19 protein-coding genes are annotated in these 20,514 nt (G+C 49.0%); 12 read left to right on the top strand and 7 right to left on the bottom strand.

Annotated elements, in window-relative coordinates:
• The first annotated feature begins 6 nt into the window (after positions 1–6).
• Complete coding sequence (locus BZG20_RS06030; protein ID WP_077578426.1) at positions 7–1,962, top strand: methyl-accepting chemotaxis protein; 1,956 nt, start codon at positions 7–9, stop codon at positions 1,960–1,962.
• Positions 1,963–2,041: 79 nt separating this feature from the next.
• Here BZG20_RS06030 and BZG20_RS06025 read toward each other — a convergent pair whose 3' ends face one another.
• Positions 2,042–3,442, bottom strand: a complete 1,401-nt coding sequence (locus BZG20_RS06025) for a multicopper oxidase family protein (protein ID WP_077578425.1) — start codon at positions 3,440–3,442, stop codon at positions 2,042–2,044.
• Between the two features lie 128 nt (positions 3,443–3,570).
• The gene (locus BZG20_RS06020; protein ID WP_077578424.1) at positions 3,571–4,344 is read right to left on the bottom strand and encodes an EAL domain-containing protein; all 774 of its coding nucleotides are present in this window, start codon (positions 4,342–4,344) and stop codon (positions 3,571–3,573) included.
• Between the two features lie 397 nt (positions 4,345–4,741).
• Here BZG20_RS06020 and BZG20_RS06015 point away from each other — a divergent pair, with 397 nt between their 5' ends.
• On the top strand, positions 4,742–5,356 hold the full coding sequence (locus BZG20_RS06015) for a DNA-J related domain-containing protein (protein WP_046075714.1): 615 nt from the start codon (positions 4,742–4,744) through the stop codon (positions 5,354–5,356).
• 84 nt (positions 5,357–5,440) lie between these two features.
• Here BZG20_RS06015 and BZG20_RS06010 read toward each other — a convergent pair whose 3' ends face one another.
• Together BZG20_RS06010 and BZG20_RS06005 are read right to left on the bottom strand one after the other, a co-directional pair.
• On the bottom strand, positions 5,441–5,737 hold the full coding sequence (locus BZG20_RS06010; protein ID WP_077578423.1) for a DUF406 family protein: 297 nt from the start codon (positions 5,735–5,737) through the stop codon (positions 5,441–5,443).
• Between the two features lie 232 nt (positions 5,738–5,969).
• A complete protein-coding gene (locus BZG20_RS06005) occupies positions 5,970–7,625 on the bottom strand; it encodes an AMP-binding protein (protein ID WP_077578422.1) in 1,656 nt (551 codons plus the stop codon).
• A gap of 363 nt (positions 7,626–7,988) precedes the next feature.
• Here BZG20_RS06005 and BZG20_RS06000 point away from each other — a divergent pair, with 363 nt between their 5' ends.
• The 3 genes from BZG20_RS06000 (at position 7,989) to BZG20_RS05990 (ending at position 10,509) form a co-directional block, all read left to right on the top strand.
• A complete protein-coding gene (locus tag BZG20_RS06000) occupies positions 7,989–8,471 on the top strand; it encodes a TetR/AcrR family transcriptional regulator (RefSeq protein WP_046075717.1) in 483 nt (160 codons plus the stop codon).
• A gap of 323 nt (positions 8,472–8,794) precedes the next feature.
• Positions 8,795–9,175, top strand: coding sequence for a hypothetical protein (locus BZG20_RS05995; protein WP_077578420.1), 381 nt, complete (start codon positions 8,795–8,797; stop codon positions 9,173–9,175).
• Between the two features lie 146 nt (positions 9,176–9,321).
• Positions 9,322–10,509 carry an acetate kinase gene (locus BZG20_RS05990; protein WP_077578419.1) on the top strand — a complete coding sequence of 396 codons (1,188 nt, stop codon included), beginning with the start codon at positions 9,322–9,324 and terminating at the stop codon, positions 10,507–10,509.
• 77 nt (positions 10,510–10,586) lie between these two features.
• Here the strand turns inward: BZG20_RS05990 and BZG20_RS05985 are convergent, their stop codons facing one another.
• Positions 10,587–12,527 carry an LTA synthase family protein gene (locus tag BZG20_RS05985; protein WP_077578418.1) on the bottom strand — a complete coding sequence of 647 codons (1,941 nt, stop codon included), beginning with the start codon at positions 12,525–12,527 and terminating at the stop codon, positions 10,587–10,589.
• Positions 12,528–12,538: 11 nt separating this feature from the next.
• Positions 12,539–13,048, bottom strand: a complete 510-nt coding sequence (locus BZG20_RS05980) for a cytochrome b/b6 domain-containing protein (RefSeq protein ID WP_077578417.1) — start codon at positions 13,046–13,048, stop codon at positions 12,539–12,541.
• Positions 13,049–13,257: 209 nt separating this feature from the next.
• Here BZG20_RS05980 and BZG20_RS05975 point away from each other — a divergent pair, with 209 nt between their 5' ends.
• From BZG20_RS05975 to BZG20_RS05945, 7 genes are all read left to right on the top strand, one after another.
• Positions 13,258–13,875, top strand: coding sequence for a thermostable hemolysin (locus BZG20_RS05975; protein ID WP_077578416.1), 618 nt, complete (start codon positions 13,258–13,260; stop codon positions 13,873–13,875).
• Positions 13,859–15,364: an AMP-binding protein gene (locus tag BZG20_RS05970; RefSeq protein ID WP_077578415.1), complete on the top strand. Its 1,506-nt coding sequence runs from the start codon at positions 13,859–13,861 to the stop codon at positions 15,362–15,364. Before BZG20_RS05975 ends, BZG20_RS05970 begins: the two co-directional genes overlap by 17 nt.
• An 8-nt stretch (positions 15,365–15,372) precedes the next feature.
• Entirely contained in the window at positions 15,373–16,065 is a 693-nt protein-coding gene (locus BZG20_RS05965) for an iron-containing redox enzyme family protein (RefSeq protein ID WP_077578414.1), read from the top strand.
• A gap of 9 nt (positions 16,066–16,074) precedes the next feature.
• Positions 16,075–16,911, top strand: a complete 837-nt coding sequence (locus BZG20_RS05960) for an SDR family oxidoreductase (protein WP_077578413.1) — start codon at positions 16,075–16,077, stop codon at positions 16,909–16,911.
• Positions 16,898–17,542 carry a tetratricopeptide repeat protein gene (locus BZG20_RS05955; RefSeq protein ID WP_321166654.1) on the top strand — a complete coding sequence of 215 codons (645 nt, stop codon included), beginning with the start codon at positions 16,898–16,900 and terminating at the stop codon, positions 17,540–17,542. Before BZG20_RS05960 ends, BZG20_RS05955 begins: the two co-directional genes overlap by 14 nt.
• A complete protein-coding gene (locus BZG20_RS05950) occupies positions 17,539–18,195 on the top strand; it encodes a response regulator (protein ID WP_077578412.1) in 657 nt (218 codons plus the stop codon). The genes BZG20_RS05955 and BZG20_RS05950 overlap by 4 nt, the downstream gene beginning before the upstream one ends.
• Before the next feature lie 64 nt (positions 18,196–18,259).
• Positions 18,260–19,603 carry an ATP-binding protein gene (locus BZG20_RS05945; protein WP_241829521.1) on the top strand — a complete coding sequence of 448 codons (1,344 nt, stop codon included), beginning with the start codon at positions 18,260–18,262 and terminating at the stop codon, positions 19,601–19,603.
• A gap of 20 nt (positions 19,604–19,623) precedes the next feature.
• On the opposite strand, the gene BZG20_RS05940 is transcribed toward BZG20_RS05945, so the two are convergent.
• Positions 19,624–20,508, bottom strand: a complete 885-nt coding sequence (locus BZG20_RS05940; protein WP_077578505.1) for a LysR family transcriptional regulator — start codon at positions 20,506–20,508, stop codon at positions 19,624–19,626.
• Positions 20,509–20,514: the final 6 nt, after the last annotated feature.

The raw sequence follows: 20,514 nt of genomic DNA, 5'->3' as shown, positions 1-20,514 counted from the left end.
GTCAGTATGAGTATTAAAAAACGATTACTCGTCGTAGTCCTGACAGGCGTTATCCTGCCCACGCTTATTATCGCCATTGTGTCACTCTATCAGTTCCGAACGAGTACGTTGCAAAGCTATGAGCAGAGCTCGTACAAAGAGATGCAGCACATAGGCAATGCGTTTAAATTCTACCTGGAGGGGTTGGCCGCAAATGCCAAAATGCTGGGTAACAGCGAAGCCCTTCAACGGTTAGACAGCTCCGTCACCAAATACATGGGCGCAACCAAAACCATGACCTCCAAGCAAAATAGCCCCGCTGAAGCACGGGCATATGGGTTGCTTGAGGCGATGGGTGAATCACGAGAAGATTTTGCGTATGTGTTTCTTGGTCTAAGCGATGGTGGTTACATTCAATGGCCGCAAGGCGATTTGGGTGATTATGACCCGAGACCGCGCCCTTGGTATCAGACGGGACAGGGAAGCGGCAATAATCCTGTCAGGGTGCCTGCCTATCAAGACGTGAATACCGGGGCCCCCCTCCTTGATTATGTGATGGAGTTCCAGGCCCAAGAGGGGCTGAGCGGCGTGATTGGTGTCGATGTTACCTTAGAAGCACTGACAAACATGCTGGGCGACGTCACTCTCGGCGAGTCAGGTTACATTGTGCTGGTGGAAGACACAGGGACAGTACTGGCTGATCCTAACAATCCGGATAACAACTTTGAGTCTGCGCGGAATGTCGAAAGTGTTTACAGCGGCGGCAATTTTAGCGAGTCACTTACCGCCGTGTCTTTTGACGGTAAAGATTATTTTGTTAACCAATACAAAGCACCGGAGAGTGGCTGGCGTTTGATTGGGATTGTGCCGCAGCAAGAAGTCCTGGGTCAGGTCACCCAGCTGCAAACGGTTATCTTATCCATCAGCCTCATCCTTGTTATCGCGTTTGGTGTACTTGGCTACTTTATGATTCAACGTATATCGGCATCTATCATTGCTGTCAGTGATGGGCTGAGTGATGCGGCAAGCGGTGATGGTGATTTGACCAAGCGTTTACCGGTTCGCAGCCAGGATGAGTTGGGTAAAACGGCGGGGGCGTTTAATCAGTTCGTGGATGTGATTCAAGAGCTGATCATTGGTATTAAGGACAGATCGACCAAGCTGTCGTCTCATGCCGATCAAACCACCCAATTTGCGGAGCAGCTGGATGGTGCTAGTCATCAGCAGCGCTCAGGGCTAGAGCAAATTGCCACCGCGTTCCACCAAATGGTGGCCACGGCCAATGAGGTATCGCAAAACTGTAATCAAACGGCGGACTCCGCCCAGCAGTGCCAGTCAGAAGTGGACCGAGGCATGGCATTGATGAATAACACGCGTGCAGCGGTGCAAGAAATGGCCACCACGCTCAACGAAGCAGATAGTGCGATGGCGGAGCTCACCAAAGAGAACGACAATATCACCGCCATGCTAGATACCATTCGAGGTATTGCCGAGCAAACCAATTTGCTTGCGCTTAATGCGGCGATTGAGTCAGCACGCGCCGGGGAGCATGGACGAGGCTTTGCGGTGGTCGCAGACGAGGTGCGGGTGCTATCGCAAAAAACCACCAAATCAACCGAAGAGATCGATGAACTGTTGCAGGCCTTAACCCAACGCACCAACCAGCTCTCTGAAAAGCTGCAAGGCAGTGTTGAGCATTCACAAACCACCACTGAAGCGACGGAAGAGGCCTTGAGTGTCTTTGACACCATCCAAAGTTTGGTAGGACAAATTCACGACATGGCGGCACAAATTGCCACGGCGACAGAAGAGCAACACTCGGTATCGGAAGATATTAATCAGAATGTGACCAGTGTTTTGGAAGGTGCCAACAGTGCAGCATCAACGGCAGAGCAAACCAATGCAACAGCCGCCGAGCTGCGTATGGTGGCCTCAGAGCTATCAGAGTTAGTTAATCGCTTTAAAACGGAAAAGGACAGTTAATCGCAGCGGGTGAAAACCGAGTGACGGCATAAAGCGGCGAGCCAAGTGCTCGCCGTTTTTTATAGGCGTGATTTGGCCGCTATGCGACCTCGACAAACCCCATCAGGCCGGTTTTCATGTGCTCAATAACATGGCAATGGTACATCCATCGGCCCGGATTATCGGCCACAAACGCTGCCTTGGCGTGGCCATTTTTACCCAACAGCACGGTGTCAGTGTGGAATGGCGTGACAGGTTTGCCATCCATTTCCAGCACAGTAAAGGTGTGACCGTGCAGGTGAATAGGGTGATGGTATTGCGTGACGTTTTTTAAATCGAAGATATAGGTCTTCCCACGTTCCAGTTTGGCGATCGGCTCAGGAATATTACCTTTACTCATTCCCTCCCAAGCGCGTTTATTCATCAGCCAGAACTCGTGTTTCCCTTTGCCTTGTTTATCGGCCGGTGTGATCGCCCCTGCCCACTCAAACACAAAGTGGCGGGTTTCGGCGTTGGCTAAATCGATCGGCGTGACGGGATTGAGCGGCAAAGCGGGCAATGGCTTTTCTTCAAGATGAGAAGGCGTCGAGGTAAAGCTGGCGAGTAAGAAAGGAAAGTCACCTTTCATATGCATCACCTCGATTTTTTCGCCAGCGTTTGGTGCAATCAGGCCAATATCTAGCCGCATCCCTGGTGCTATCTTGTGCTCCTCTAGTCGGCGTGGTGTGGCAATCGGGTTACCATCGATGGCGATTATCCAGGCTTCTGCGCCGCGCACTTGAATCGGATAGGTGAGCGTATTGTCCACATTGGCTAAGCGCAGCCGTGTGGTCGCCTTTTCTTGCAGTGTGTATTCAGGGTGATGAATACCATTCACGGTGCCCCATTCACCGGGTGTCCCCATGCGCGCGCTGTAGCGTGGAATGGCGAGATCTTTCCAATGGCCTTGTCGGTCGAGATGCCAGTGCTTAAGTGTCAGAGTGTGCTCCTCATCGAACACGACAGGCGTGGCTTCCTCGACCACAATCGCGCCGACCAGCCCTTTACCCAACTGCACGACAGAGTTCATATGCGGGTGGTACCAAAAGGTGCCGGCATCCGGTGGGGTAAAACGATAGGTAAAGGTTTCACCGGGCTGAATAGGCGCTTGGGATAAGAAAGGAACACCGTCCATTTCAATGGGGATACGTAACCCATGCCAGTGAATGGTGGTGGGTTCGTTGAGGTTATTGGTAAAGTGAATCGTCACTGGCTCGCCTTGGCGGCAGCGGAGCGTTGGCGCTGGGATGTCGCCATTAAAGGCCAGGACGTCGGTCTGATGACCGGGAACCAACGCGGCCTGACTGGGCTCGGCGCTGAGATGGTATTCCCATTGCTCGTTTTCTCGGGACGCTGAGACTAATGAGCAAGCGGGTAGGGTGGAAAGGGCTGCCACCGCTGCAGTTGTTTGTAAGAATTGACGCCGGGAGAGGCCACGTGCGTTCAGCGATTCACCATTCATTCTTTACACCTGTTCAACGCGGTAATTGCGCAACAGTATACCTTGAAAGTTGATAGCTGAGAAAGATTATCAATTGTGATTGTGAGGGAGTTAAAACAGCGAGTGCTAAGACTCGCTGAGTCGTCATCTTATTGACGGTGGAAGGCTTCTAATCCAGGTGCTTGATTGATAGGTGGTAAACACTCGAACCCGGGTTTAGCGATGTAATACCCTTGAAAGAAGTCGACGCCCAAGCCAACCAGGCACTGAAGCTCGCCTTCTGTTTCAACGCCTTCGGCAATAATTTGACGTCCCAGTTCATGACACATAGCGACACTGTGGCGCACAATGGTTTGCTTGGTAACGTCAGTGTCAATATTCCGTATCAGTGCCATATCCAGCTTAATCATATGCGTGTTAATGCTGGACAGCGCGGTAAGACCGGAATAGCCGGCACCGAAATCATCGATTGCGGTTAAAAAACCTTGTGAACGGTAATAGCGAATAATGCGCTGAATATGGCTGTAATCAAGGACTTCTTCCCCTTCGGTGAACTCAAATAAGATCCGGTTGAGCGGAAAGTTATAGTCATTCGCCGCTTTCAGCGTGGTGCGGATACAGCGCTCTGGCTCGTACACCGCATTAGGCATAAAGTTAATGCTGAGGTAACAAGGGATAGATAGTTCGGCCGCGAGTTTGACCGCCTTGATCCGGCAGGTTTGGTCAAATTGATACTGATTCTCTTTGTTGACATGCTGAAACACACTGCCCGCACCGCTACCGTCTTTGCCACGGGCAAGTGCCTCGTAGGCATAAATGGAATGCGTAGAGAGCTGAATAATGGGCTGGAATGCCATGGTAAAATCGAATGCGAGTGGCTGCGCATCCCTGCAGGCCTCACATTGTGTTGAAGATGCTGTCATAGAAAAGCGGTTGTTTAGTATGTCCTTGTAAAAAGGTTAATGGAGTTCTGGGCACAATGCGAATTAGATGACAAAAATTATGGGGTTTGCACGGTTTAAGGTGAATGCCTTGTGATGTCGACTCGACATAAACAGACAAGACTTGGTTTTAATATGCCAAAACGGTCTCTTTTTCATCATAAGTTGGCACTGGATATGCTTAATATTTAATCGGCAACGTTGGGAGTGTCATTATGATGGCGGCGAACGCGGTTATATAGGCGTGCCTCGAAAATGGATTTCCCGATATTTGCTACAAAATAGCCAGAATTGGTTTATACCTTAATAAGGTGGCTTTACAACCAACCCCAAGAGATGCCGGTTCAAGGTAGCTGGCCAGTGACAGAGGATGAACGTCATGCTTGCTGAAAAACGGGATGAAATAGACAACCCCCTGATTTGGCCAATACTCAGTATTCTAGAATCAACGCGACAAAGCTGGAAAGTGCACCACCTACTCGGTGAGCTGCAAAAAGACACCATGATGGCCCAGCTCGATGCTGACCCCCACCTTGATTTATTCAAACGCAATTTCTTGATAATGAATGCCTTGTATCAACTACAAGAAATGTTGTTGCCACAGCAATGGTTGCAGGTTGAGTCAATGGATATCCAGCTGCAATGGCGGGTTGGTAACAGTGGCTTTGTGGCCAAAGAAATTGATTATCAGGACCCATTGCGTGATTACTACATGGACTGGAATAACTATGACGCCAGCCAAGATGACGTGAAAGAGCTGCTGTCGTCGTTTTGGAAGCACTACCAGCGTCATATTGGCAATGAGGCGCCGGGTGAGGCCATGTTGGAGCGCAATAAGGCGTTAAAAGTGTTGGGGTTGGATGAGAATGCCAGTGAGCATGAAATCCGTCGTCAGTGGCGTAAAATGGCACTGAAGTGGCATCCAGATCGGCCCGAGGGAGATGCAACCACCTTCCGAGAGATGTGCGAGGCTTGGCAAAGTTTGCGCTTATAAACAGTGTTCAGCAAGCAACAACAGGGTGTGAGATAACACCCTGTTGCTTGAACCACTGAAACGCATGGTGTTTTCGCGTGATATTTACGCGTTATTGAGCCCGCGGCTGCGTAATTCAAAAATCAGCTTTTCGGCACTGCATTCAAACTGTAGCTTGATGTGTGCGCGATGGCCATCGAGCTGTTGCGGATCAAAGTCATGCTTAACGGCAGGATTAATGCCTTCTGCAAGGGCTAGGTATTGCTCGAAGCGTGCTTGCACCGCGTCGTTGCTGTCGCCGTGAATGGTCACTTCTGCCACTTCGTCGCCCTCAGAAATGATGTAACCTATTTCAGCGCTGACACCACATGCATCACAGGTGTCGGTTTGATTCTCTTTCATGGTCTTTCCCTACGTTAAAAGCAGCAGGCATAAAAAGTGTGTGAGTGGGCCTGCTGTAAGTCGATACGACGATCTTTAGCAAAGTCTTGGTTGTGGCACATTGAGGCAGGTCAGGTTTTACGATGTTTGAAGCACGGCTTATCGATATCAGCCAGGTATGGAGAAAAACATCACCCACTATGCGCGTCTATGCCAATAGTGGGTGAGTGTTATCAGGCGATGAGTGAAAGGATCAGCCCCAATCTTCTTCCCATTGCACTAAGGTGCCTTTTGGCCAGTGAGTACCGATATCATGATACTCTTGCTCCAGCTTGTGGCGGCGAATTTTCAGCGTCGGCGTGAGTTTGCCGTTTTCAATACTCCAAGGTTCTTTAATCATCAACACGCCTTTGATTTGCTGGTGCGACTCCAGCTCCCCATTGATGGTATCAATCACCTTCTTCACCCGGCGCTCATAACGCGCGCGGTCAAAATGTGGAAAATGGTGTGGCAGCGCGAGCAGAATAGGCGCTGGCATGCCTGAACCGATCACACAGAGCATCTCGGCATTAGAGAGCTCGAACAAACGCTTTTCAATCGGCACGGGCGCGACAAACTTACCTTTGGCGGTTTTAAAGGTGTCGTTTTTACGCCCCGAAATACTGAGATACCCCTCACTGTCTAGTTCACCGAGATCACCCGTATGTAACCAGCCATCCACCAAGGTCTCGGCTGTGGCCTCTTCGTTTTTGTAGTATCCACTGAACAGGCCTTCGCTTTTTACCAGGATTTCTTGGTCATCGGCAATTTTTATCTCAACCCCAGGCCCAGCATTACCGACTGTGCCAATCTTATCGGCTCTAAAGGGGTAGTTGAGAGTACTGTAGGCATAGCTCTCTGTCATGCCCCACGCCTCGGTAATGTGTAATCCTAGCTTTTCATACCATTGCAGTAATGCGGGCGAGACAGGGGCTGAGCCGCAGCCCAACACGCGTGCCTGATCCAACCCAAGGTTTTTAGCGATTTTGCCTTTAATCAGGTTATTGACCAAGGGGATGCGAAGGAGAAGGTTAAGCTTTCCGTCTGGAAGCTTCTCTTGAATCCGTTGCTGGAACAGCGTCCATAAGCGAGGAACAGAGATAAATAGCGTCGGACGATGCATTTTGACATCTTCGATAAAGGTATCAAGCGATTCAGGGAAAGCGGTTGGGATCCCGCCCATGATCGCCGAGCCCATGATGTAAACCCGCTCGGTAATATGCGCCAGTGGTAGATAAGAGAACAGGCGGTCATCAGGCTCAATGCCAATATGGTCAATTAACCGCTGAGCTGACCAGCAGTAGCCGCCATAACTTAAAATCGCCCCTTTAGGTAATCCCGACGTGCCGGAAGTATACACTAAAGACATCACATCACTGTCTTGATGCACAGGGCGCTCATCTGATGCTTCATGGTTGGCGATCAAATCATGCCATTCGTAATGGCAGCTAATCGTGGGATAAGGAAAGGCAATGGTCTTTAAGCCTGGCATGTTTTCCAGTGAGGCGCTCAGGGCTTTACTGTCATCAAGCTTGCCTACAAACATGGCTTTCGATTCGCTGTGGGTCACCACATGGTCAATGGTGTCTGTCCCGGCCGTGGGAAATATCGGCACGCTGATATAACTGCCCATCATCATCGCTAAATCGGCAATAAACCATTCCGCGCAGTTTTTAGAGATGAGCGCGACCTTATCACCGGGCTTCAGTCCCATGTCACGCAGAGCGGTGACCATGCGCAATGCTTGGTCGGCCACATCCGCAAAGGTGTAGTCATGAAAGCGGCGGCCGTGAATCTGGCGCAGAAAAACATGGCTTGGACGTTCATCGGCCCACCGTAGGATCTGATCGTTCGGTTTGATATGTGACATTGGACTTCCTCATTGTCGCAACGTAAGAATACGTTTAAACGTTATAATAATGTTAATTTAGTGATCAGGAGCGAGGAGAAGCAAGATAATCATTTAAACACGTGTTCAAATTATGACTGATGGCACTATTTGCAGTGATTTGCCACGGATTTTTCAGTTTTTTCATATTCTTCTCAATAAGGTTTTTGGAAGTTTGATCCGCTTCAGCGTCTTGGTAAAGCGTTAGTGTCAGGCTGAGTGGGTCAGTCTGTACTATTTTAAAAGGGGCGGGACTTTTTCGTGAGTTAGCCTGACCGCGAGCCGAGTGGCGCGCGTGTCATCACAGCGCCAATGACGGCGATTGACGGGGAGAACAGATTACGCATGCCAAAACGCAGTAAAGCCCAAACACAGCAAACCATTGAGACTATCTTGGCAGAGGCGAAGCGGCAGCTGTTGGCGCTTGGTTATGAAGGAATGTCTTATACCACGCTCAGTGAAGCGACAGGCGTATCGCGCACCGGGATCAGCCACCACTTTCCCCGCAAGCAAGATTTTATGGTCGCATTAGAGCCTTTTTTGGTGGAGAGCCTGCGTACGCCCCTCGATACTCGCAGTACCATCAATGCGTTTATGAAAAGCTGGATGCAAGCGATGCATGCCGAGGGTGAGTTTAAAGCAACGCTAAAGCTTTGTTTTTATGTGTTAATCAGCGGCAAAGCCGATAATGGTGCCGCATTTAGATGTTTAAAAACACTACAGCAAGAGTGCGAACAACAAATGCAAACCGATTTAACGGTCGCTTTTTCGCAACTGTTGGGCGCCAGTGTGTTGTTATGTCGTCAGCGAGCTGAAACGAAATCCTAATGTCATGGCTATTATTGATCGGGCTATGGGGTGAGAGATGACCTTCCGTTGACAGACAGTCCCTGCGTTTTTTGTTATAGTTATCATGCTTTCTAAGCAACACATGTATTTGGAGATAACCATGAACAATACCGACCATCCTCCGAGTCTTAACGGAGAAAAATAGCGACTGTTGGTATTGCTACATTTCATTGTTACCGACTGTCGTTGATAGTTGGCCCCGCCTGCTTTGTTTTTCTCCTCTCGCTGTTATTACATCACTCTGCCCTGCTGGGCACTATGTTGTTGATGGTCGTTACCTGCTGCCAATCGGGAGATTCGCCATGACGGTAATGAACAACGCTTTTACTGAATCGACCACTTTTTCAACGTCAGAAATCGTGGCTGCTCGCAATGCCTTTTTGCAATATGAGCTCAACAAGCAAGTTGAATTGCTCACGGTCATGCCCCATGAGGAGTGTATGGCTGTGCTGGGTCACTGCTCAGTGGCGCATGTCCACCAGCTGCTTGAGCGGTTATATGCGCAAGGCCACCAACGTCTAGCTCATCAATATGCTCTCAGCCTAGGGATGACGGGTCCACATCGCAGCATACTCGCGGGCGTGGGGACTTGGATCCGTCGGAGACGTGCCCTGGTTACTTATTTTTCATTAGTGTTGGCTGTCGCTGCCGTGAGCTATCTATCGGTTTTATTTTTTGCCTAGTCTGTGCGCACTTAGCTTGATCTTAAGCAGTAAATTGTTGCGCAATTATGCTATTACTATAACGACAGTTGAATTATTCAAAAATATTTTAATAATGGGGTGACGGTAGTGAGCCGTGACCCTAATTCTGCCAATAAGGTAACCCTATGAGTGATGCACTGGTACTCGTTATTAATTCAGGTAGCTCGTCATTAAAATTCGCACTGATGGATGCGCAAACTGGCGATGCTGTGATTTCCGGCGCTGGAGAATGCTTTGGGCGCGATGATGCGCGGATGAGCTGGAAAGTCGACGGTGAAAAAACCGAGAAAACCTTAAGTGCAGGAAGCAACCACCACCAAGAGGCCATGGACATCATTGTGGGCCTTATCGAAAGCAACCAGTTGAGTGACAAACTGCAGGCCGTTGGCCACCGAGTGGTACACGGCGGTGAAACCTTCAGTCAAGCCACCTTGATAGACGATGCCGTACTGGCGCAAATCGATGCGCTAAAAGCCTTGGCGCCATTGCATAATCCCGCGCATGTAGTGGGCATCAAAGCGGCACGCAAAGCCTTCCCAAGCTTGCCGCAAGTCGCGGTTTTCGATACCGCATTCCATCAAACCATGCCGGAAAAAGCGTATCACTACGCGATCTCGCGTCAGCTCTATAATGATTATGGCATTCGTCGTTACGGCTTCCACGGTACCAGCCATTATTATGTGAGTCGTGAAGCCGCTAAATGGCTTAACCAAGCACCTGAGCAAACCAACGTAATCACCGTACACCTTGGCAACGGTGCCTCTTTGTGTGCGGTGAAAGATGGCCAAAGTGTCGATACCAGCATGGGTTTCACGCCATTGGCGGGATTGATGATGGGCACACGCTGTGGTGATATCGACCCATCCATTTTAGAGTTTCTCTCCAAAAAAGGCCTGAGTACCGATGAGATCCATCATGAACTGCTCGACAAAGCAGGTTTATTGGGTGTTTCGGAATTGACGAACGATTGTCGAGGCTTGGTCGAGGCGGCAGAGCAGAGCCACAAAGGCGCACAATTGGCGCTAGAAATGTTCGCTTATCGCGTAGCAAAATACATCGCAAGTTACATGGTGCCTTTATCTCGCCTGGATGCGATTGTTTTCACAGGCGGAATTGGCGAGAACTCACTGCCAGTGCGTGAGATGATCCTCAAAGAGCTGGCCATTTTTGGCTATCAAGCGGATGCCGATGCCAACGCCGCCGCGCGTTTTGGTGCCGCAGGGAAAATCACCACCCAATCGTCACCACTTGCATTGGTGATCCCAACCAACGAAGAGCTGGTGATCGCGCAACAAGCCATGGCAATGGCCTGAATCTTAGCCTTCTCTGAATAGAAACAGCGAGTGTTATTACTCGCTGTTCCTCTATTTGCTCGCGGTATGTTACTGAGTCAGCGCGGATTGTTTATTCCTGATGGATATAATCCTTGCCTGTATAGCTTCCCGCCCATCAGTGCATGTGCTTTTGCGCGCACTATCGCTTCTTGGTTTAATTTGATCGGACTGAGTGCCTGTTTTACAAAATTATATTGATAGGCGACAGGGTCTTTTTTGGGCTGAAGCACTACCAGTGACTCACGTGTTAAATAACCAAAGTTTTTATCGAACTGCATCATTGCACGTTGATAGTCAGATGGTACGGCGCGGTTTAAATCATGACCTATCATAGGTGTTGTCGCATCAATACCGATCAATGAAAGTAATGTCGGTGGCATATCTAAACTACTGACTAAACGGGTATCTTTATGTTTAGGAATATCTTTGCCAATAATTAACGCTGGGATATGAAAACGGCTAACGGGAACCGGATCATCGCCATAAGCACGAGAATCATGATCCGCAATGATCAAAAAGACGGTATTTTGCCAATAGTCTGACTGTTTCGCCTTTTTAAAAAAATCACCGAGTGCATGATCCGAGTACTTTACCGTATTCAGGCGTGTATTTTTTCCCTTAGTGTAAGGTGTAATTTGTCCTTCTGGGTACTCATAGGGCGAATGGTTTGAATTAGTAAAAATAAGACTAAAAAAAGGCTCTCCTTTTTGATGAAGCGAACGAAACTGTTTGTCAGCCATGTTATATAAATCTTGATCTGAAACACCCCATGAACCGACAAACTGTGGGTGTTCGAACTGAGAAAAGTCGACAATATCTTGAAAACCATTGCCGAGGAAAAACGACTTCATATTATCAAAATGACTCTCACCGCCATAAATAAATTGTGTTGTATAGCCTTGTTGTTTCAGTACATCAGCGATAGTAAAAAATCCAGTTTGGCTTTTTGATAGCTTTACTACTGCACGAGAGGGTGTTGGTGTGAAACCTGTTGTGACTGCCTCTATACCACGTACCGACCGTGTTCCCGTTGCATAAGCTTGAGTAAAATTCCAGCCTTGCTTCATGAGATTATCTAAGTTGGGTGTAAGCGGTAGCCCACCTAACGCGCCAACAAACTGCGCGCCTAGACTTTCTTGCAGTAAGATGACCAAATTTTTCTTATCCTTACCGACCGCTTGCTTCGTATTTAACGTTGGGTATGCGGAATTAACGAGATAATGTGTGCTTGATGGCGAATAAGCTTTAATTGTTGAAATGATTTCTTCCAGCGGCATATCGCCATAGTATTCTTCAGCATTACGCTCGGACGCCATGGATTTGGCGGCAAAGACCAACGAATAAGAAGAGTTGAGTACTAAATCATTTAATAGCGGATTAGTTGAAAAGGCGACAAGTGCTGGGTTCAGTGGACGGTGTTGCAGAGTTGAACGCGCTCCCATGATACCGAAAGCAACCACACAAACCGCAAGAATAGGCCGTGTCCACCAGCGTGGCTGGTTTCCCGTTTGAGTAAGCTTACCGCTTAATCGCCAGCTATAAAAACCCACCAATGTCGCTCCTGCAAGTCCTAAGAATAATGGTAACTTATAGCCTTTCCAAAGCATGGAAAAAACTTCTTTAGGGTAAACTAAATACTCTATAAATAGCCGATTTGGTCTTAGGTTATACTCCAAAATAAACGAAGGCGTAGCAAGCTCCATATAAGCTAATACGACTAACCCACAGACCAGCCAACTCCGCAAGACAAAAACAAACCCACGACCAAATTTTCCAGAGGTTGGCAGCAGTGCCAATAAGAAAGCCGGTAAGGTATATAGCCAGCATAAAGTGGCAATATCGACACGTAACCCTTGGAGTAAGATATAGAAGATATCTTGCCATTGGCTCAACTGCTTATGTTGCCAGACAAGCAAGCTGACTCTCGATAGGCTAAGCAGGACGAGCGCAAGAGAAAAGAAAACGAGAATAGGTCTGAAATTGCGAAGGCTTGTCATCTTTGCACCACTTAACGCAGCATGGATTCAATGTAGTTACGCTTACCAAATCGACTCATCAAAATGGCGGCGCTAACATGGATAGTGACGAGGATCAGGGTTGCGTTGGCAGCAAACTCATGGACTTCTTCTAACCATTCGAGCTCTTTACCTGACTGCGTCATTGTCCAGCCAGTCAAAATGGTGACGAGGAGCAATCCCCAAAGACTCCAAATCATAAGTGCCGCGGCAGGGTTATGACCTGAGCTTGTATGATCACACCCGCGTATAAGGTTGCTGAAGTGAGCACGAGCGGCAGAAAGCGAGGGAATAAAACGGGTTAGTCGTGCTTCTGAATGCGTGAGCATTCCCCAAATCAGACGTAAGACAATGGCCCCAAGGATCACGTACCCAAACCAGCGATGAATGCCACTGCCTTCTTCCGTGACGCTCATGTTGGCAAAGAATAATGCAGCAATCAGCCAATGGCTCAACCGGACAACTCTGTCCCATTTAAATGGTCGTGGGGTGTTAGCGGTCATGGTAATTTCCTCTCATGTGGTTATGTCTTCACTCTATGAGAGGAAACTTAAGAATCACTTAAGAGGGGCGAAAAAATAAAAAAGTTATATTTTACAATTAGATAAATTTTTTAGGTGCATTTTTTATCGGCAGGAGGAGATTCTTAAGCTTTTCTTAAGTATCGCGCCGTAAGCTCAGTGACAATCAGCCAATAAAGGATGTCACCGCTATGGTCAATTCAGCGAGTCGATTTGAAATTGTTACACCAGACTCAGCGAATCGCGCTGAAATAGAGGCGTATATTGCTGAACGCTATCAACAAGCCTTCAACGCGACAATTACCACCTTCATGCCTTATTTGTCCTGCCTGAGAGGACAAGACGATCGCTTATTGTCGGTGTGCGGTTATCGCCCTGCTGCGTATCAGCCGCTTTTTCTCGAACAATACCTTACCGATGATGTTGCCGACGCACTTAGCGCTCACTATCAGCAAGTGATTACGCGTTCCTCGGTGATTGAGTTTGGGCAACTGGCCTCATTCTCTTCGGGGACGTTACTACCACATTTCCACGCTTTAGCGAATGGGCTGCTATCCCACGGATACATGTGGTGTGTGTTTACCGCGACAGGGCCGCTATATGCACTCATGCGTCGATTTGGCCTTGCTCCCCATCTTCTGACCAATGCGGATGCGAGTCGCTTACAACCCACTACTGACCAATGGGGCAACTACTACACGCGGATGCCTCGTGTCTGTACCGGTAACCTTGCTCAAGGTGCCGAGCAGTTGGAGCGGATTGTGTCTAAACACCGCCATACGGAGAATGCCAATGCGCGTCTTATTTGAACGTTTGGCTGAATATGCCTACGCCCAACCTGATCAGGTTGCCATTCAAGGGGCGGATGCATCTGGCGACTGCCTGATATTGACCTATCAAGCGCTTTGGGGGCGGATCAGGGCGTTGAGTGAAACGCTATTGGCGCTCGATACACAGATGATTGGGCTTGCCGGTGATAACAGTGTTAGTTGGGTACTGATCGATCTTGCCGCTGCCTATGCAGGTATTTCAATTGTGCCGATCCCGCCCTTTTTTACGGCTGAACAACAACATCATGTCTTGGATACGGCAGGGGTAGATTGGGTGATCGGCTCGCCACATCCTGATGTCGCATTAAGCCATGCATCTGTGACTACATTGGCGGGGTTACCATGCCATGCACGAGACGTAGACGCACCGCCAGCTTTGCCTCCGGCCGTAAAGGTCACGTTTACTTCCGGTTCGACCGGTTCTCCCAAGGGCGTGGTATTGAGCGCAGCTACGCTAGAGAGCGTTAGTGTATCGCTTGCCAATACTGTCTCTACCACTGCGGTACCTTCCTGTCATTTAGTCGTCCTTCCCCTGTCCACACTACTGGAGAATATTACGGGTGTTTACGTGCCCCTGTTGCTTGGTGTGACGACAGTGATCCCATCCAGCTATGACTTGGGACTGGTCGGCTCAAGCCAGTTAAACCTGAATCAATTGATGAGCGGACTGATTCGTTATCGCCCGCAAAGCTTGGTACTTACTCCTGCGTTATTGCGAGCCGTCATCCATCTTGGTGAACAGCATCCTGGCGCGGTTGCCGACCTCAAGCACGTTGCTGTCGGAGGCGCAAAGGTGCCACCGGGCTTATTGCGCGCAGCAAGTCGGCTTGGCTTATCGGTTTTTGAGGGTTATGGCTTATCGGAGTGCGGATCAGTGGTGAGTTTGAATACCTCCGAGCACTATTGTGTTGGCAGTGTGGGTAAACCGTTACCTCACCATCGTGTTTTTCTCGCACCAGACGGTGAAATCATGGTAGCAGGCGCGACATTCTCAGGTTATCTGGATCGCGACTTTCACCCTCACCAAGGCGCCGTTGCGACGGGAGATATCGGTGAGTTTGATGATGACGGCTTTTTGTATGTAAAAGGTCGCAAAAAAAATCAACTCATTACGGCTTTTGGCCGCAACATCCATCCAGAGTGGATTGAGGCGGAAGCCATGGCCTATTCGGCGCTTAGCAACATGGTGGTATTAGGAGAGGGGAAGGACTACCTGACTGCCATTATTGGTAGCGACTCTCCTGATCAAGCAAAGCAGCAGTTGATGCAGCTTAACCACCAACTGCCCGACTATGCGCAACTCCGAGCGGTGATATTTACTGCTCCTTTTCATCAGCAACCCCATTTAATTACGGCAAATGGCCGCCCTAAACGCGATGTCTTTTGCCAACAATTTGAGCCGCAACTTAACACGTCGGCCCAACCATTACTGACTGACGAAACCCTGCCACTCACGGCACATTCCTAGGAGGATTTATGGATAATCAAGGTTTTTTCCATGTACTAGATAAAGAAACCGCTCAGGCGAGAGCCTCAATGCTGAGTGTGCCTGTGATTGAGGCTTGCGACTATAAGGCGATCACGCTGCAAACCTACACGGCCTTTCTTGTTCAGGCTTATCATCATGTGAAGCATACCGTTCCATTACTGATGGCCTGTGGTTCTCGGTTGCCGGAGCACTATGAATGGTTACGCCAAGCGCTCGGCGCATATATTGAGGAAGAGAAAGGTCACCATGAATGGATCTTGGATGACTTGCGCGCATGTGGCTTTGATGCCGAACTAGCGAGGGCTAACTGCGGTGAGGGCCAAGTCGGGTTAGGGATTGAGATGATGGTGGCGTATTTATATCACCAAATTGATCGCAAAAATCCAATGGCTCTATTTGGCATGGTTTGGGTGCTGGAAGGTACGAGCGTCTCAATCGGCGGCTCGATGGCCGCACTGATCCAGCAAACGCTTTCTCTACCCGATACAGCGATGCGGTATTTAACGTCACACAGCACCTTGGACGTAGAGCATATTGGCTATTTTGCCGATTTGATGAACAAGGTAACGGATCCCGCGGACCAACAAGCCATCATTGATAGTGCGAACCGTGTTTATGCGCTGTATGAATCAATGCTGCGAGCGCTTCCTATGGCCACGACGCAGACCCAAGTGGCGTAGGAGGCGGTAATGAAAAACACAATTATATTGCTAACAGGTGCGACAGGAGGCATTGGCCGCGCACTGGCTGATGTACTGGCAAAAAAAGGCGCAATACTTGTGCTCGTCGGCCGCCATCTCACTGCGTTGCATGATATCAATAACCAGCTTATGAATGGCGAGCATCATCAGATCATCGAAGCAGACATTGGTACAGCAGAAGGCAGAGACAAGGTGAATCAGCATGCACGATGGCTGGGTCAGCAAGGTACGCCAATAGAAATACTGATCAATAATGCGGGGGTAAATTGTTTTAATTATCTATCCATGCGCGCAGATGACAGTATTGAACATGAAATTGCCATCAATCTAACTGCCCCCATTTTGCTTTGCAAACATGCACTCACGTGGCTCGCACCGACAGGTCTCATTGCCAACATTGGCTCAACCTTTGCTGGTATCGGTTTTCCCGGATATGCCAATTACGGTGCGACTAAATCAGGCCTGTATCGCTTTACCGAAGCGTTAAATCGGGAGTTATATGACAGTCAGCAGTGTGCCATTTATATCGCGCCTCGAGCCACCAAAACGGCGTTAAATGATGCACGTGCAACGGCGATGAATAAGCAATTGCGAAATCATGTGGACTCACCTGAGTGGGTAGCGAATCACATTGTTCGCGCCATCGAAAAGCGTTGCTTTGCGGTGTGGCTCGGGTGGCCCGAAAAACTGTTTGTTCGTCTGAACCAACTTTTTCCATCGTTAGTGGGTCATGGAATCGCAAAACAAAAAGACATCATTGATTTTCACGCTAATACGCCGCAAGGCTTGCCAGTTGTAGAGGAGTCACACCATGACTATTCGTAAATCATTTTATATTACCGTATGGGCACTCAGTTGTTCTTTGATTAGTGCGACAGTGCTGGCCGACCCTATCTTGGCTAAGATCCAGACGCGCTGGGCACAATGTAACTACACTATCGAAAGCAGTGACGACAAAGTGGCGTGTTTCGACCGTTTAATCGATGATACGCAAATTTCACTTCTTGCCCAACCAGCGCGTCATGATCTGAAAATATGGCTTGCTATCAATAAGAGCTCGTTAGCCGGGGTTGATGGTGGCATGGGAGCATTAGGCTTGGTCAAGGATGCAAAAATTCTACTCGAAGATGTGATAACACAGGCGCCGGAAACGCTGGACGGTTCGGCCCTAACGAGCCTCGCGACGTTGTACCACAAAGTGCCGGGCTGGCCACTCGCATTTGGTGATGACGATAAGGCTGCTGAGCTGTTTAAAAAAGCACTCGCGATCAACCCAGACGGCATCGATTCGAACTATTTTTATGGCGAATTTCTAGCGGATACCGGAAAAACAAATCTCGCTGTGGCATTCTTGAAGCATGCACAGCAAGCCCCTTCGCGGCCAGACCGGCCTCTCGCTGACCAAGGACGCCAACAAGAAATTATCCAAAAACTGAAGGAGCTTAATCAGCAATGAGGCTGTTACTCGTCGAAGATGATTGCATGCTAGGGGAGTCCATGGTGGCGTCGCTGCAGCGTCACGGCTATACCGTTGATTGGTTGCAGCGAGGAGGTGGTGTGGATGCGTTGTTAAATACCGAAAGTTTTACCGCTATCATTCTAGACTTAACCTTGCCAGACACTGATGGGCTTCATGTGTTGCGTAAAATTCGCCGCAAACATAGCGATATCCCTGTGATGATTTTGACAGCACGCGATGACATTGATGACCGTGTGAAAGGGTTAGATGGTGGAGCCGATGACTACATGATCAAACCTTTTGCGCTCGAAGAGCTATTGGCGCGTCTGCGCGTCATGATTCGGCGTATTTCCGGTTATGCCGATACCACGATGTCATGCCATGGCGTGACCTTGTCGATGGCAACGGGTGAAGTGGAGATGAAGGGTGCACCTATTCGGTTAACTCCTAACGAGTTCAAACTGTTATCCACACTGATGGCACATGCTGGCCGAGTAATGAGCAAAGATCAACTTCAACAAGCGCTTCATGGTATGGATGAGGGAATTAGTCCGAATGCCATTGAAGTCCATATTCACAATTTACGCAAAAAAACGGGTGGAACCTTGATTCAAAACATTCGTGGGGTTGGTTATATCATTGAGAAATAAACAGCGCCCACATTCAATAAAACGGCATCTTACATTCAGCACTGTGTGTGTGGTGGGGGTGTTAATGTTTGTCTCTTGGCTGCTGGTGTATAGCGAAGCTCGTCATGAAATTAATGAAGTCTATGACGCGCGATTGGGGCAATCGGCAAAAACGTTGGCGCTGTCGGTAATGAGCTGGGGAGATCAGCCGCCAGATAACTTTACACAAAGCTATACCCATTGGTTAAACGCGATCACTGCCAACGCAAAAGATGACGATACGACCACACCATTTGGTCACCCCTATGAAGATAATTTGTTTTTTCAGTACCGTGTTAACGATGCATTAGTTGCCAAAAGTCCGAACGCACCGGCGCAATGGATAGGGACATCGGACAACCCCGGATTTGATATGGTTACCGCAGCAGGTGAACAGTGGCGCACCTTCCTATTAGTATTCACACTGCCGGACAAACGGCAAGCGAGTCTGCTGGTGGCGGAAAAAGAGGCGATTCGCCAAGAGTTGATGACAGAAGTCTCGTTGACCATTGGCTTACCCCAGCTCCTATTGATCCCACTTTTAGCGGTTATTGTTGTGGTGTTAGTTAGCCGCGCATTTAGGCCGCTAGGCGAATTAAAAGAGACGATCGCTGCGCGCAGTGTTGATAATCTCGATCATATTCATGTATCACAACCCACCGTTGAACTCTCACCACTCGTCAAGCAGATCAATTATTTGTTTTCTCAGTTGAATAATGCCTGGGTGCGTGAAAAGCGTTTGGTCAGCACTGCGGCACACGAGTTAAAAACCCCCCTCGCGGTACTGCGACTCAATGCAGAAAACGCCTTGTCTGCGACCACAGACGCGGAGCGTGATAATGACTTGACCAATATTCTGACTGGCATCGATCGAACTGATCGCGTTATCCAGCAGTTGCTCATGCTTTCGCGGGTGGAGCAGCAAAAAAATACCGAAGTCACGCAGGTAGATATTGTTCCATTGTTGCGAGAACAAATCGCCGCGCTCGCACCGATGGCATTGACGCAACAACAGTCAATAGAGCTTGAAGGGCGAGAGAGCCTGTGGGTCAAAGGTCATCCTATAATGTTGTCAGTGTTATTTACTAACCTGATTGATAATGCAATTCGCTATGCAGGAAAAGGCGCATCTATCAGCGTGATCATCAGCCACTCAGCCAATACCGTCGTGGTGGAAGTGATTGATTCTGGCGACGCGATATCGGACGAAATTAAGAGCCGTATTTTTGATAAATTTTTCCGCGGTCATACCGAGAAAGGTGATGGGGCGGGGTTGGGAATGTCGATTGTCAAAGACATTGTGGAACAGCATCACGCGAGTATTATGATTCAAAGCCCGTACTTTTCTGACTATGGCAATGGTTTTACGGTGACTTTTCCAATGGTCTAAGCATGTGAGCATTCATAACCTTACGCCAACTGGTCGCGCAAGAAGCGGTGTAACGCCTTGACTGCGGGGGTGAGTTGTTGGCGCGACGGACATAATAGGTGGAGTGGAGCGAGCTCGCCTTGCCAATCGGTGCACAAGGGCACTAGCCGTCCTGCATTCAGATCCGCTTTGACATCGAGCGCCGATTTATAAGCGATCCCTTTTCCTGATAATGCCCATTGCCTTACCACGCCGCCATCATTGCTGGCGCGCCGCCCTGTCACACTGACTGCAATGTCTTCCTCTTGTCGATGAAACTGCCAACGGTTATAGCGCACTTCATTTAGCTCGTAGAACAGGCATTCATGGTGTTTCAAATCCAAAGGATGCGCGGGCGTTTTATGCTGGGCTAAATACTCGGGGGAGGCCACGAGCACCCGACGATTATCTTTAACCAACGGCATTGCGATCATACTGGAATCGCCCAACACACCATAACGAATCGCGATATCAATAGGCTGGGAAAATAACTTGGCTTGCTCGTCGGATAACGACAGGCGGGTACTGATGTTGGGGTAAAGCGACATAAACGCATCAAGCAGCGGAAGGATCACGTCACGGCCCAAATCAGACGGCGCGGAAATAAGCAGCGAACCTTGGATCTTATCGGCGTTTTGTAGTTGTTGTTGACCTTGTTGTAGCAAGTCTAACGCTTGTTCGCTGTAGCGCAGAAACTGTTCGCCTTGTTGAGTGAGTCGCAAACTGCGTGTTGAGCGCACAAAAAGCGGGCTGCCTAACTCAGTTTCTAACCGTTTTATGGCGGCACTGGCAACGGCGGGAGACACATCTAATTGTCTGGCCGCGCCAGTTAAGCTGCCGTGTTTGGCCGCTTCGACGAAGATAGCCAGATCTTGAAGTGCTTTCATTATCAA

The organism is Salinivibrio sp. IB868 (genome assembly GCF_001995655.1).
GTDB classification, from domain to species: Bacteria; Pseudomonadota; Gammaproteobacteria; order Enterobacterales; family Vibrionaceae; genus Salinivibrio; species Salinivibrio siamensis.
This window is presented reverse-complemented; position numbering and strand designations above follow the sequence as displayed.

Bases quoted from the DNA above. Each gene is read 5' to 3' on its own strand.
- BZG20_RS06015 (WP_046075714.1), top strand. From the start codon at position 4,742: ATGCTTGCTGAAAAACGGGATGAAATAGACAACCCCCTGATTTGGCCA.
- BZG20_RS05940 (WP_077578505.1), bottom strand. From the start codon at position 20,508: ATGAAAGCACTTCAAGATCTGGCTATCTTCGTCGAAGCGGCCAAACAC.
- BZG20_RS05995 (WP_077578420.1), top strand. From the start codon at position 8,795: ATGACGGTAATGAACAACGCTTTTACTGAATCGACCACTTTTTCAACG.
- BZG20_RS05955 (WP_321166654.1), top strand. From the start codon at position 16,898: ATGACTATTCGTAAATCATTTTATATTACCGTATGGGCACTCAGTTGT.
- BZG20_RS05965 (WP_077578414.1), top strand. From the start codon at position 15,373: ATGGATAATCAAGGTTTTTTCCATGTACTAGATAAAGAAACCGCTCAG.
- BZG20_RS05950 (WP_077578412.1), top strand. From the start codon at position 17,539: ATGAGGCTGTTACTCGTCGAAGATGATTGCATGCTAGGGGAGTCCATG.
- BZG20_RS06005 (WP_077578422.1), bottom strand. From the start codon at position 7,625: ATGTCACATATCAAACCGAACGATCAGATCCTACGGTGGGCCGATGAA.
- BZG20_RS05975 (WP_077578416.1), top strand. From the start codon at position 13,258: ATGGTCAATTCAGCGAGTCGATTTGAAATTGTTACACCAGACTCAGCG.
- BZG20_RS05980 (WP_077578417.1), bottom strand. From the start codon at position 13,048: ATGACCGCTAACACCCCACGACCATTTAAATGGGACAGAGTTGTCCGG.
- BZG20_RS05970 (WP_077578415.1), top strand. From the start codon at position 13,859: ATGCGCGTCTTATTTGAACGTTTGGCTGAATATGCCTACGCCCAACCT.
- BZG20_RS05960 (WP_077578413.1), top strand. From the start codon at position 16,075: ATGAAAAACACAATTATATTGCTAACAGGTGCGACAGGAGGCATTGGC.
- BZG20_RS06025 (WP_077578425.1), bottom strand. From the start codon at position 3,442: ATGAATGGTGAATCGCTGAACGCACGTGGCCTCTCCCGGCGTCAATTC.
- BZG20_RS05990 (WP_077578419.1), top strand. From the start codon at position 9,322: ATGAGTGATGCACTGGTACTCGTTATTAATTCAGGTAGCTCGTCATTA.
- BZG20_RS06000 (WP_046075717.1), top strand. From the start codon at position 7,989: ATGCCAAAACGCAGTAAAGCCCAAACACAGCAAACCATTGAGACTATC.
- BZG20_RS05945 (WP_241829521.1), top strand. From the start codon at position 18,260: ATGTTTGTCTCTTGGCTGCTGGTGTATAGCGAAGCTCGTCATGAAATT.
- BZG20_RS06010 (WP_077578423.1), bottom strand. From the start codon at position 5,737: ATGAAAGAGAATCAAACCGACACCTGTGATGCATGTGGTGTCAGCGCT.
- BZG20_RS05985 (WP_077578418.1), bottom strand. From the start codon at position 12,527: ATGACAAGCCTTCGCAATTTCAGACCTATTCTCGTTTTCTTTTCTCTT.
- BZG20_RS06030 (WP_077578426.1), top strand. From the start codon at position 7: ATGAGTATTAAAAAACGATTACTCGTCGTAGTCCTGACAGGCGTTATC.
- BZG20_RS06020 (WP_077578424.1), bottom strand. From the start codon at position 4,344: ATGACAGCATCTTCAACACAATGTGAGGCCTGCAGGGATGCGCAGCCA.